Source organism: Salipiger bermudensis HTCC2601 (assembly GCF_000153725.1).
Taxonomy (GTDB): Bacteria; Pseudomonadota; Alphaproteobacteria; order Rhodobacterales; family Rhodobacteraceae; genus Salipiger; species Salipiger bermudensis.
This window is the reverse complement of the sequence record NZ_DS022276.1, coordinates 917581-930168: the sequence shown is the minus strand read 5'-3', so window position 1 is coordinate 930168 and position 12588 is coordinate 917581. Positions and strand designations below refer to the sequence as shown.

At 66.7% G+C, this 12588-nt stretch carries 12 protein-coding genes and 1 pseudogene; 5 read left to right on the top strand and 8 right to left on the bottom strand.

The window, feature by feature from the left end; all coding sequences use genetic code 11:
* Window positions 1-188: 188 nt before the first annotated feature.
* On the bottom strand, window positions 189-800 hold the full coding sequence (locus tag R2601_RS04465; protein ID WP_007794182.1) for a thymidine kinase: 612 nt from the start codon (window positions 798-800) through the stop codon (window positions 189-191).
* 419 nt (window positions 801-1219) lie between these two features.
* Window positions 1220-2584, bottom strand: coding sequence for a 30S ribosomal protein S12 methylthiotransferase RimO (gene rimO, locus R2601_RS04460; RefSeq protein WP_007794180.1), 1365 nt, complete (start codon window positions 2582-2584; stop codon window positions 1220-1222).
* Window positions 2585-2782: 198 nt separating this feature from the next.
* Between rimO and R2601_RS04455 the strand changes: the two genes are divergently transcribed.
* Window positions 2783-3535, top strand: a complete 753-nt coding sequence (locus R2601_RS04455) for a L,D-transpeptidase (RefSeq protein ID WP_007794177.1) — start codon at window positions 2783-2785, stop codon at window positions 3533-3535.
* 87 nt (window positions 3536-3622) lie between these two features.
* Entirely contained in the window at window positions 3623-4180 is a 558-nt protein-coding gene (locus tag R2601_RS04450; RefSeq protein ID WP_007794174.1) for a L,D-transpeptidase, read from the top strand.
* 17 nt (window positions 4181-4197) lie between these two features.
* Here R2601_RS04450 and arfB read toward each other — a convergent pair whose 3' ends face one another.
* The 6 genes from arfB to R2601_RS04420 all read right to left on the bottom strand — a co-directional run bounded on the left by arfB (window position 4198) and on the right by R2601_RS04420 (window position 9413).
* Window positions 4198-4620, bottom strand: coding sequence for an alternative ribosome rescue aminoacyl-tRNA hydrolase ArfB (gene arfB, locus R2601_RS04445; protein WP_007794172.1), 423 nt, complete (start codon window positions 4618-4620; stop codon window positions 4198-4200).
* 340 nt (window positions 4621-4960) lie between these two features.
* Window positions 4961-5602, bottom strand: a complete 642-nt coding sequence (locus R2601_RS04440; protein ID WP_007794170.1) for a queuosine precursor transporter — start codon at window positions 5600-5602, stop codon at window positions 4961-4963.
* 66 nt (window positions 5603-5668) lie between these two features.
* Window positions 5669-6580, bottom strand: coding sequence for an esterase-like activity of phytase family protein (locus tag R2601_RS04435; protein WP_007794169.1), 912 nt, complete (start codon window positions 6578-6580; stop codon window positions 5669-5671).
* The gene (gene mepA, locus R2601_RS04430; RefSeq protein ID WP_007794167.1) at window positions 6553-7473 is read right to left on the bottom strand and encodes a penicillin-insensitive murein endopeptidase; all 921 of its coding nucleotides are present in this window, start codon (window positions 7471-7473) and stop codon (window positions 6553-6555) included. The genes R2601_RS04435 and mepA overlap by 28 nt, the downstream gene beginning before the upstream one ends.
* Window positions 7470-8807 carry an MFS transporter gene (locus R2601_RS04425; RefSeq protein WP_007794166.1) on the bottom strand — a complete coding sequence of 446 codons (1338 nt, stop codon included), beginning with the start codon at window positions 8805-8807 and terminating at the stop codon, window positions 7470-7472. Before R2601_RS04425 ends, mepA begins: the two co-directional genes overlap by 4 nt.
* 72 nt (window positions 8808-8879) lie before the next feature.
* Entirely contained in the window at window positions 8880-9413 is a 534-nt protein-coding gene (locus R2601_RS04420; protein ID WP_007794164.1) for an acyl-CoA thioesterase, read from the bottom strand.
* 134 nt (window positions 9414-9547) lie between these two features.
* Between R2601_RS04420 and R2601_RS04415 the strand changes: the two genes are divergently transcribed.
* The 3 genes and pseudogenes from R2601_RS04415 to R2601_RS26435 form a co-directional block, all read left to right on the top strand.
* Window positions 9548-9832, top strand: coding sequence for a YggT family protein (locus R2601_RS04415; RefSeq protein ID WP_007794162.1), 285 nt, complete (start codon window positions 9548-9550; stop codon window positions 9830-9832).
* 90 nt (window positions 9833-9922) lie between these two features.
* Entirely contained in the window at window positions 9923-11977 is a 2055-nt protein-coding gene (gene recQ, locus R2601_RS04410; protein ID WP_007794160.1) for a DNA helicase RecQ, read from the top strand.
* An 81-nt stretch (window positions 11978-12058) separates the two neighbouring features.
* Window positions 12059-12588, top strand: a pseudogene (locus R2601_RS26435) (YaaA family protein); the annotation flags it as partial.

The following is a 12588-nucleotide window of genomic DNA, read 5'->3' as shown; positions in this document are numbered from 1 at the left end:
GCGGACCGGGCCGCTGTGCCCATCCCCGTCCGAGGTCCCGGTCGCGATGGCCGGCCTGCCTCCGGCGGGAGTATTTTTGACGAAGAGAAGCCAGGGGCGCGGCGCTTCTGTCTTCTCTGGTTCAAAAATACCTCGGGGGTGAATTGGCGCACAGCGCCAAGAGGGGGCAGCGCCCCCGCCCAGCGGTCTCAGGCCGTGCCGGTGTCGGTGATGTCCGCGTCACGATCCCCAACCGCCTCGCGCCAGTGCTTCCGGCACAGCGAGATATAGGTCTCGTTGCCGCCGATCTGCACCTGATCGCCGGCTGTGACCACCCGACCGTCACCATCCTGACGGATCACCATGGTCGCCTTGCGGCCGCAATGGCAGATCGTGCGCACCTCGCGCATGGTGTCGGCCAGTGCCAGAAGCACCGCCGATCCCGGGAACAGCTGGCCGCGGAAATCGACGCGCAGGCCGTAGGCCATCACCGGGATCTTGAGATCGTCCGCCACGCGGGCGAGTTGCCAGACCTGCGCCTCGGTGAGGAACTGCGCCTCGTCGACGAAGATGCAGGCGAGGTCGCGCGCTTCGTGCTGGGCGGCGATGCGGGCGAAGAGATCGTCCTCGGGGGTGAAGGTGTCCGCCTCGCGCCCGAGCCCGATGCGCGAGCCGATGCGGCCCGCGCCGGCGCGGGTGTCGAGCCGCGCGGTCAGCAGGTAGACCTCCATGCCGCGCTCGCCGTAGTTATGCGCAGCCTGCAGCAGCAGCGTCGATTTGCCGGCATTCATGGTGGAATAGTTGAAATAGAGCTTCGCCATGGCGCAGAGCCATGCCGCAGCGGCGCGGGCGGCGCAAGCGGGCAGGGCGCGGAAAGCGCCACGGTCCGCGCGCAAAAGAATGCCCCCGCGGGGCGAGGGCATTCTCTGGACTGAAATGTCTCAGTGAAAACAAAATCTTCGATGCCCGTCAGTCGGGTTGCTCAAGGATCGGACGGGTCCGGATCCTGATCATCCCGGGGCAGCTTACGGACGATCGATCTACTGCTTTAACGATGGTGTAATCTTAACACCAAGGTCGGGTTTGACCTAGCGAAAACCCGCTTTCTCTTGTCAGGTGCATTGACAGCCGCGAAAACTCTGAAGAGTCCACACATTACCGTGATCTCTGATGCAGCGGGTAGCGCTAAAATTCCCGTTATACGTGTGCCTTCACGTGCGAATCACAAGTGACACTGCCGTCAGGCGAGGCGACCCCAGAGGTCGTACTCGCCCGCCTCATCGACCTCGACCGTCACGATGTCACCAGGGGACAGCGCCTCGTGGCCCTCGTCGATGAACAGGTTGCCATCGATCTCGGGGGCGTCGGCCTCGGTGCGGCAGGTGGCGGCGTCATCCTCGACGAGATCAACGATCACCTCCACGCGGGTGCCGACCTTGGCCGCAAGCTTCGCCTCGGAGATCGCCTGGGCCTTTTCCATGAAGCGATCCCAGCGCTCTTGCTTGACCTCGGCGGGCACGTGGTCGGGCAGCGCGTTCGAGCGTGCCCCGGCGACGTTCTCGTACTGGAAGCAGCCGACCCGGTCGAGCTGTGCCTCGTCCATCCAGTCGAGCAGGGTCTGGAACTCGGCCTCGGTCTCGCCGGGATAGCCGACGATGAAGGTCGAGCGCAGCACGATTTCGGGACAGACGGCGCGCCATGCGGCGATCTCGTCGAGCGTACGGGCCGCAGCGGCGGGCCGCGCCATGCGGCGCAGCGTGTCGGGGTGGGCGTGCTGAAAGGGGATGTCGAGATAGGGCAGGATGCCGCCCTCGGCCATCAGCGGGATCATCTCACGCACGTGGGGGTAGGGGTAGACATAGTGCATCCGAACCCACGCCCCGAGCGATCCCAGGTCGCGTGCGAGGCTCTGGATCGGCGCCTTCTCGGGGCGGTCCTTCCAGTCGGTGCCGTAGGCCGAGGTGTCCTGGCTGATCACCAGCAGCTCCCTGACGCCGGCCTCGACCAGCTTTTCGGCCTCGCGCATCACCGCGCGGTGCGGGCGCGAGGCGAGCTTGCCGCGCATGTCGGGGATGATGCAGAACTTGCAGGCGTGATTGCAGCCCTCGGAGATCTTCAGGTAGCTGTAATGCCGCGGCGTGAGCTTGACCCCCGATGACGGCAGCAGGTCGACGAAGGGATCGGGCGCCGGCGGCACCGCGCCATGCACCGCGTCGAGCACCTGCTCGTACTGGTGCGGGCCGGTGACGGCCAGCACCTTGGGGTGGGCGCCGGTGATGTAGTCGGGCTCGGCGCCGAGGCAGCCGGTGACGATGACCTTGCCGTTCTCGTTCAGCGCCTCGCCGATGGCCTCGAGGCTCTCGGCCTTGGCGCTGTCGAGGAAGCCGCAGGTGTTGACGATGACCGCGTCGGCCCCGGCATAATCGGGCGAGATGCCGTAGCCCTCGGCGCGCAGCCGGGTGAGGATGCGTTCGCTGTCGACCAGTGCTTTCGGGCAGCCCAAAGAGACCATGCCGATGGTCGGCTGGCCGTCGCGTTTGGTCTCGGAGATGCGGGCGCGCGCCAGATCGGGGCGCAGGTCGGGAGGATTCTGCATGGCGCGCATATAAGCGAGGGATCGCTTCGTGGGAAGCCTGTTGCGGTGTTTGCTTGACCTCACCGGCAGACGGACGAGGTTAGAGGGATAAAACAGAAAACACCCATGCCGTGTTGGCCGGGCGGGGGCATCGCCACCCGTGCCGGCGGATCTGGGCTACGGCCGGGACCGGCCACGGCAGCGGGTCGAGAGGACAAGAGACCATCCATGATCGCACTGACCAGTCTGAGACTGAAATACCTTGCCTTGCTGGCGCTGCCTGCTGTGCTGGGAGCCTGCGCGATGGCGCCGCCGCCGAACCAGCTTGGCGAGATCAGCGACGAGACCCGGGCGATGTACGCGGCGACTGTCGACAACGGCTTCGAAGTCCCGGCCATCGAGGACAAGTATCTCACCGAGTTCCGAAAGCGGCAGTTGGTGCCGTATCATGCGCCCTATGAGGCCGGCACCATCGTGGTCGATCCCGGCGGGCGGTTCCTCTACCACCTGAAGGGCGGCGAAACCGCCATGCGCTACCTGATCGCGGTGGGCGCGCAGGGCTACGGCTTCTCTGGAGAGGCGACGATCCCGTTTCAGCGCGACTGGCCCTACTGGACACCGACCGCGAACATGCTGCGCCGCGATCCCGAGGAATACGGTCCGGTCAGGAACGGCCTGCCGGGCGGCCTTGAGAACCCGCTCGGCGCGCGGGCGCTCTATCTCTACAAGAATGGCCGCGACACGCTTTACCGCATTCACGGCACGCCAAGCCCCTGGACGGTGGGGCACGGAACCTCCTCGGGCTGCATCCGCATGTTCAACCAGGATGTGATCCATCTTGCCGAGCAGGTCGAGAATGGCACCAAGGTGGTGGTTCTGACCAAGGAAGAGGCTGGCAAGTGGACAGACGGCTCCGAAGTGCCCGCGCTGGTGGCGATGGCGGGCGAAGACGCGACCGGTCCGGACGGGTCCGAGGGCTGAGCGCGCAGCTTAAGCTTGGCTTAAGGCAGGGCTGCTGAAACAGCGCCGTGGCCCGCAGAGGCCACGGAAGAAACAGGAGCAGTCCCAATGTCCACCCGCTTCACCCGGCGCGCTGCGCTGACGCTTGGCGCCGCCGCGACCGGATCGCTGATGGTTCCGGCCATGGCGCGCGCGCAGGACGGCGCGCGCCGCAACATCTCGAGCTTTGCCATGCAGGACTGGCGTGATCACTTCGACGCGCTGGGAAAGGCCTGCATCGTCTGCGACACCACCTCGCGGGCGCTGCATTTCTGGAACGGCGACGGCAGCGATTACCGGATCTATCCAACATCCGTGCCGCTGACCGAGGAACTGACCAAGCGCGGCTACACCAAGATCGTGCGCAAAAAGGTCGGTCCGTCCTGGACGCCCACCCCCTCGCAGCTCGAGCGCTACCCCGACTGGAAGCCCATCGGGCCGGGCCCGGACAACCCGCTTGGTACGCACGCGATGTATCTTGGCTGGCCGGCCTACATCATTCACGGCACCCATGATACGCGCAAGATCGGGCGCAAGTCGTCGGACGGCTGCATCGGCCTTTACAACGAGAAGATCGAAGAGCTCTTCGCGGTGGCCCCGATCGGCACCCAGGTGCGGGTGATCTGAGGCCGGCGCGGGGTCTCTCAGTTGCCGGGATCGACCTTGCCACGCAGCGCCTTGACCTCGCCGCGCTGCTTCTTGCCCTCGAGGCGGCGGCGTTTCGAGCCCAGCGTCGGCCGCGTGGGAATGCGCCGCTTGGGCTTCTCCAGCGCCTTGCGGATCAGCTCTGCGAGGCGCTCGCGGGCGATCTCGCGGTTGCGCGCCTGGCTGCGGGTCTCGTCGACCTGCAGCACCACCGCGCCCTCCTTGGTCCAGCGCCGCCCGGCGAGCTTGCGCAGGCGGGTCTTCACCGCCGGCGGCAGGTTGGGCGAGCGCTCGGCCTCGAACCGCAGTTCCACGGCGCTCGAGACCTTGTTGACGTTCTGCCCGCCCGGCCCCGAGGCGCGGATGAACTGTTCCGTCATTTCCCAGTCTTCGATGCTGATGCGGTCGTTTATCTCAAGCATGGGCAGGACCTAGCACAAAAAGCGGGGGCCGCCACGGTCTCCCGGGCGGCCCCTGCATCGCGCTGCGCCCGAAGGTGCCGGGCGAGGCGGTCTGAAATGGGAAATGGGTCACCCTGCCTGTGGAGTGACCCATTCGAGACGTCAAGGAGGCGGGCCGGTTAGGCAATGCCAACCTCGATCGGAAGTCTTGCCAGGGGTTGCCCTAGCAGGTCATCCTCCGGGCTGTTCCGACACCTCTCTCCAATGTTTCTCTAGACACTGGATCACCTCCTTTCAGCTGTTGAAAAACGCATCTTCAGGGTGGCACGACACCGCCCATTCTCAAAACGTTTTCTGCAGCTCAGGCCATCGCGCGCGACGAAAGTGCCTTCGAAACGATCACCCGGAATGGCACCAGCGCGATGATGGCGAGGCCGAGCTTCACCAGCCAGTCGGCGGTGCCCAGCGAGACCCAGAGCGGCACCATCGGGCCAACGCCCAGCAGCGGCAGGATTTCACCGGCCCAGCTCACGTCGTTGCCGGGCTCGAGGAAGCTCAGCGCGCCCGAGAAGGCGATGGTGAAGAAGATCGCGGTGTCGAGGGCCGAGCCCACCAGCGTCGAGGCCAGCGGCGCACGCCACCATGCGCCTTCGCGCAGGCGGTCGAAGATCGCCACGTCCATCATCTGCGCGGTGAGGAAGGCAAGGCCCGAGCCGATGGCGACGCGGAGCGTCACGGCGGGATAGGTGTAGCCATCGCCCTGCAGCATGATCTGGGTGCCGATCAGCGAGCAGATCACGCCGACCACGAAGCCGGCGAAGACCACCTTGCGGGCGGCCTTGGCGCCGTAGAGGCGGTTCATCACGTCGGTGACGAGGAAGGCGAGCGGATAGGTGAAGGCACCCCAGGTCAGCCACTGGCCGAACAGGAATTGCACGAGGATGTTGGAGGCCAGCACGATGGTGGCCATGGCAAGAATGCCGGGAAGATGTTTGCGCGTCATGTTTCTTGACCCGTTTTGACAAGGTTGCGGGGACTTGGCCGCGCCGGACGCGGCGGATTGGTCCCCTTAAGGCCTGTCAGGGCTTGAGGCAAGAGATTCCGGGACGGTGTATTCGACCAGCTGGGTGCGCTGGAAGAAGTTGAAATTGTCGTCCGAGATCATCGTCAGGCGGATCGCGCCCGCCTCGTCACGCCAGACCGCGATGCCCTCGAGGTTGTCGTGGCGCAGCAGGTGGCTCTCGAACAGCGTGGTTTCCCCGCTCAACCCATCTTCGGTCATGTCGAAACGGCGCACCCGGCTGCGAAAGCCCACGCCGGTGAACTCGCGTTCCAGCAGGTAGAAGCGTCCGTCGGGGCCGATGTCGGCGCCAACGGCGAGAAAACCGCCGCGGCGCGGGATCTCAAAGGGCTGCGTCCAGCGGCCGGTGTCGTAGCGCCAGACAGGGAAGGGCCGGGTCAGCTCGCCCGAGCGTTCCGGGAGCGTGTAGAGCCGGCCCTGGGCGTCGATCGCCAGAGCCTCGAGGCTGGAATTGGTCTGTAGCCGCTTGAAGGCCTCGGCGCGGGGCAGGGGCATGGCGCGGTCGGGCGTGTCATAGGCCCAGACGCGGCTCGTGCCCTCGTAGGACACGAAGACGCGGCCGCTGCCGTCGACCGCGAGCCCTTCGGAATCGCCGTCGGCCTGACTTTGCGGTTGCCCCTTGTCGTCCCTGAGATCCTCAACCGGGCCGGCCTGCACCGCCACGATGCGCCCCTCCTGTCGTTCGAGGGTGCCCGAGATGATGCCGGCGCGGTCGCTGATCGCGGTGAAGCGGCTGCCGTCTTCGGAGAGCTCGAGGCCGGAGAACCCGCCGAAGGCCGGATCGTTCATTCTCCAGGTGAAGCTGGCGACAAAACGCGCTTCGCCGCCGCTGGCCGCGGCGGCGATGGCGATCGCGCCCGCCAGTGCAGCGCCTATTGCGCCGCGAGTACGGTTGCGCATTGGGCCGGAAGGTCCCCCATGGTGAGATCGCGCTTGGGCTTGGGCGGTGGCGCGTTCGGGTCGGGCGGCGGCGGGTTGAGGATGTTGTTCACCCAGGCCTGCGCATCGGCGCAGCCGTCACCCGGCGGCGGTGGCGTCTGGTTGACGCAGCCGGTGGCGCCCGGCGGGCAGCTCAGCCGCACGTGGAAATGGTAATGGTGGCCATACCAAGGCCGGATCTTGCGCAGCCATGCGCGGTCGCCGGTCTCGTCGTTGCACATCTTCACCTTGGCGCCGGGGAAGACGAAGATTCGCGCCACGCGCGGGTCGCTGGCCGCGGCCTTCAGCAGCTCGTGATGCGACCGGGTCCAGTTGTCGTTGGTATAGGCGCCCGAGGCGCGTCGCAGCGAGATCGACGAGATGTTTTCCCGCGCCGAGCGGCTGAGACTGAGATCGTTTGCCGGGCGCATCCAGATGTCGGCATCGAGCCCGATCTGGTGGCTGGCATGCCCCGAGGTCATCGGGCCGCCGCGCGGCTGGCTCATGTCGCCGATGTAGAGACCGCTCCAGCCGGGAAGCTGCGCCGCCTTGCGGCTCAGGTCCTGCACGTAGTCGATGGTCTCGGGATGGGCCCAGTTGCGGTTTCGGCTGAGCCGCATCGCCTGCCAGGTCGGACCGGTCTCGGCCAGTTGCTGGGCACCGGCCACGCAGCCCCGCGAATAGGAGCCGTAAGCGGCGGCGCTCTGCTGCGAGCCGACCTGCTCGGCTCCGAACATGCTCTTGGCGCTCTTGGTCGAGAGCACCCCGGTCACCCGGGGGAGGTCCTCTTCGGTCACGGTGGCGGCGGGGCGGTCGCCGCCGCAGGCTGCAAGAGTCAGCGCGGCCACGGCGATGGCGGTCAGGGTGCGGATCATTCTGCTCGGTCTCCGTCTGGTTGCACCCAGCGTAGCAGAACCAACCCGATTACGAAAAGCCCGATGATCGGCGTCACGCCGATGCGCTGACTGTCGCTCACCGTCGTTGCCACTCCGATAAGCAGCGGTGCGAGGAACGAGGTGGCCTTCCCGGCGAGCGCGTAGAGGCCAAAGGCCTCGGTCATGCGCGCGGGGTTGGCCTGTCGGCACATCATGGTACGCGAGGCGGCCTGGATCACCCCGCCCGCAGCACCGATGGTGGCACCGAAGAGCCAGAAGGCATAGTCGGCGGCGCGCGAGCCCTCGGGCAGGGCGATGCCGAACAGCGCATCGCGCTCGACCGAGACGATGCCGATGGCGACTGCGGTCAGCACGAGAATGCAGACGGCGATCACCGGCTTGGGCCCGAAGCGGGTGTCGGCCTTGCCGCCGAGCCAGGCGAAAAGCGCGCCGGAAATGATCGCGATGATCCCGAAAACGCCGGTATCGACCACCGACCAGCCGAGCACCCCGGCGGCATAGATGCCGCCGAAGGCATACATCCCGTTCAACGCGTCGCGGTAGAACATCGAGGAGGCGAGGAAGGCGAAGAGCGAGGGGGTTTCGGGCAGGCGCTTCAGCGTGCCCCTGAGATCCGTCAGCGCCCGCTTGACCGCGCCCTTGGGGGCCGATTGGCTGCGCGGGTCACGCACCCAGAGGAAGAACGGCACCATGAAGACCACGTACCAGACCGCGGTCAACGGCCCCACGAAGCGCGTGCCCTCGCGCATTTCGGGGTCAAGCCCGAGCGCCGGGGCGAGCCCGAGGAAGGTGGTCCCGGTCGTGGCGCTCTCTGCGAAGAAGCCCAGCATCAGCACCAGCGCGATCAGCCCGCCCACGTAGCCGAAGGCCCAGCCATTGCCCGAGATGCGCCCGATCTCGTCCCGGCGCCCGAGGTCGGGCAGCATGGCGTTGGTGAAGATCGTCGCGAACTCCATGCCGACGAGGCCGAGGGCAAAGAAGAACAGTGTCGAGATCAGATTGAAGTCGCCCGGTGCGGCGAACCACAGCATCGCCGAGCCCAGCACGTAGAGCCCCGAGAAGCCCCAGATCCAGCGCAGCCGGTTGCCGCCGGTATCGGCCAGCGCGCCGAGGATCGGGGCGAGGATGGCGATGACAAAGCCCGCCGCAGCAATGCCGAAGCCCCACGCCGCCTGTGCGCGGCTGCCGTCTCCCATCAATTCCTTGACATAGGGCGCGAAGATGAAGGTCAGCAGCAAGGTGTTGTAAGGCTGGCTGGCCCAGTCGAAGAAGAACCAGCCCCAGATGCGTTTGCGTGTCACGTTGCCGGCCATGCTGTCCTCCTGTCCGCGGCGCGATAGAACAGCCGGGCGGGGCAGGGGGCAAGGCGAAAACGGGCGCCCGTCCTACATCTGCGGCGGCCAGGGCCGCTGGTCCTCGGCGGCGAGCCAGCTCTGCACCCAATCGGGCAGCTCCGGCGACTCGATCTCGTGACCGAGCGCCTGCATGATCCGGTCGGTCGGCACGATGCCGTTCCGGTCGGTCACCGCGCCGCGATACACCGCGTGGTTGGCGCATTCACCATCGGCCTTCCACATGGTCTGCTCGAGATACATGAAGCGCGCATCCCAGCCGATCAGCCGCGAGCGCATCTCGACCTTCTCCATCAGCTTGATGCGCCGACGGTAGCGCACCACCGCGCCCGCCATGGTCAGACCCCAGCGTTCGCGCCGCAGCACGCCGATCAGCCCGGAGCGCTTGGCCAGCGGGATGCGCCCCAGATCGTAGAGAGTCAGGGTGCGGCCATTGTTGAGCTCTTTCCACAGGTCGAGATCCCACGGCCAGCAGATGTGGTGAGAGATGTGGCTCTCGCCCAGCTCGAGCGGCGGCTGGTTGCGCGAGATCCAAAGCTCCTTGGCCATGCGGATGAAGGGATACATGCGGGCGACTCCTTGAATTTGCGCCCAAAGGGCCGCGCCGCGCCCGGAACGTCAACCACAACCCTGCGGCACTATTGCCCTCGCCTGCTGGGATGCTTACCTGTGTGCGCGGACAGGCAAAGGAAACACACCACATGATGGCAATCTACGGCCCGCTGAAGCTGATCCTCGACGTGATCTTCTTCATCATGATCGTCCACATCATCATGAGCTGGTTGATCAATTTCAACGTGCTCAATCTGCGGCAGCCGCTGGTCGCCGGCATCTGGACCGGGCTCAACCGTCTGCTCGAGCCGATCTACACGCCGATCCGCCGCATCCTGCCCAACACCCACCCGCTGGATCTGGCGCCGCTCGTGGTGTTCATCATCGTGATCTCGCTGCGCGACTATATTCTTCCGACCATCCTGTTCGGGTGATTTCCGCCACAGGCGGGCTTGTTCACCTAATCTTAGTATGAGACTGTGCGGAATAGAGCAGATATAGCGTAAAATCCGCAGGTCCCGCCCATGCCACGCGACATCGCGCCCGGAGAGGCGCTGCTGAAAGAGATTTTCGGCTTTGATGCCTTCCGCCCCGGACAGGGCGAGATCGTCGATGCCGTGGCGCAGGGTGAGAACGTGCTCGCCATCATGCCCACCGGCGGCGGAAAATCCCTGTGCTACCAGCTTCCCGCCCTGATGCGCGGCGGCGTGACGGTGGTGATCTCGCCGCTCATCGCCCTGATGCGTGATCAGGTGCGCGGGTTGCGCGAAGCGGGCGTTGCCGCCGGCGCTCTGACCTCCGGCAACACGCAGGAAGAGACTGACGCGGTCTGGAACATGCTCTCGCAGGGCACGCTCAAGCTGCTGTATCTTGCGCCCGAGCGTCTCGCCTCGGGCGGGGCGCAACGGATGCTGGCGGAGGCCGGCGTCAGCCTGATCGCCGTCGACGAGGCCCATTGCGTCAGCCAGTGGGGCCACGATTTCCGCCCCGACTACCTGCGCATCGGCGAGCTGCGCCGCAGCCTTGGCGTGCCGCTCGCGGCCTTCACCGCCACCGCTGACCAGGAGACGCAGGAAGAGATCGTCCGCCGGCTCTTCGATGGCGAGACGCCGCAGACCTTCCTGCGCGGCTTCGACCGCCCCAACATCCACCTTGCCTTCCGCCCCAAGGACAGCCCGCGCGCGCAGATCCTGCGCTTTGCCGCCGCCCGAAAGGGCCGCTCGGGCATCGTCTATTGCGGCACCCGCGCCAAGACCGAGAGCCTCGCGCAGGCGCTGGGGCAGGAGGGGCACAGCGCCTGCTTCTACCACGGCGGCATGGAGGCGGATGACCGCCGGGCCGTCGAGGAGCGCTTCGCCAAGGAAGACGGGTTGATCGTGGTCGCCACGGTGGCCTTCGGCATGGGGGTCGACAAGCCCGACATCCGCTGGGTCGCCCATGCCGACCTGCCGAAATCCATCGAGGCCTACTACCAGGAGATCGGCCGCGCCGGGCGCGACGGGGCGCCGGCGGAAACGCTGACGCTTTACGGCGCCGACGACATCCGCCTGCGCCGCGCCCAGATCGACGAGGGCATGGCCCCGCCCGAGCGTCGGACCGCCGATCACGGTCGTCTGAACGCGCTCTTGGGGCTGGCCGAGGCGCTGGGCTGCCGCCGTCAGCAGCTTCTCCGCTACTTCGGCGAAAGCTCTGAACCTTGCGGCAATTGCGATCTTTGCGACAAGCCGCCCGAGCTCTTCGACGGCACTGAGGCGGTGCGCAAGGCGCTGTCGGCGGCGCTGCGGACCGACGAGAGCTTCGGTGCCGGGCACCTGATCGATATCCTGATCGGAAACGAGACCGACAAGGTGCGCCAGCGCCGCCACGACCAGCTGCCGACCTTCGGGGTCGGGCGCGACCTCAAGAAGGGGCAGTGGCAGGCGGTGTTCCGGCAGATGATGGGCTTTGATCTCGTGCGCCCGGATCCCGAGCGCCACGGCGCGCTGGTGATGACCGACGCGGCGCTGCCGATCCTCAAGGGCGAGCAGAGCATCACCCTGCGCCGCGACGTGATCGACCGCGCCGCCGAGCGTCGCCCGCAGGTCAAGACGCTGGTGGCCGAGGAAGACGCGCCGCTGCTCTCGGCGCTCAAGGCCAAGCGCCGGGCGCTGGCCGAGACCGCCTCGTTGCCGGCCTACATGATCTTTCCCGACAAGACCCTGATCGAGATGGCCGAAACCCGTCCGCAAAGCCTCGACGACATGGCGCGGATCGGCGGCGTCGGCGCCAAGAAGCTCGAACGCTACGGTGCCGAGTTCCTGTCGGTAATCACCGGCGCCAGCGAGGAGATGCACCCGACCCGGCGCAAGCTTGCCGGGCGCGAGGCCGGTTCGCTCTACGACACGCTGATGGCGGTGCAGGCGGATCTGGTGCGTGGCATCGACGGTACGGAAAAGCCGCTCTCCTGCTCGGCCTCGCTGCTCGCCAAGGTGGCGCAGGCCCGGCCCGACAGCGGAGAGGCGATGGAGCGGCTGCTGGGAGACCGGCGCTATGAGCGTTTCGGCTCTGCCTTTCTGGACGTTCTGGCCCGGGCGGACTAGATCGGTCCGGGTATTCGTTTCCCCGAATATCACGACGATGACGGATGAGACCGGGCGCCGCCCGGCAAAGGAGGTTTCGCGATGCTGGTAGTGGTGTCCCCCGCCAAGAAGCTGGACTGGTCGGAGCGCGACGTGACGATGACCGAACCGCGCCTGCAGGACGAGGCCAAGCGCCTTGCGGCGGTGGCGCGCGAGCTGAGCGTCGATGACCTCAAGTCGCTGATGAAGATCTCGGACGATCTCGCCAAGCTCAACCGCGACCGCTTTCGCGACTTTCAGGACGCGCCCGCCGCCGAGGAACTGCGCCCCGCGGCGCTTGGCTTTGCCGGCGACACGTATCAGGGGCTCGAGGCGGCGTCTCTGGACAGGGACGAGATGGACTGGGCGCAGGATCACCTGCGCATCCTGTCGGGGCTCTACGGCGTGCTGCGCCCGCGCGACGGCTTCCAGCAATACCGGCTCGAGATGGGCTCGCGGCTGAAGACCGAGCGCGGCAAGATCTCTACGAGTACTGGGGCGATCGGATCTCGAAACTGCTGAACGCCGATGCCGAGCGACCGGCGCCGAGTGCTGGTGACTGCGCAGCCAGGATATTCGCGCGTCGACGGGAT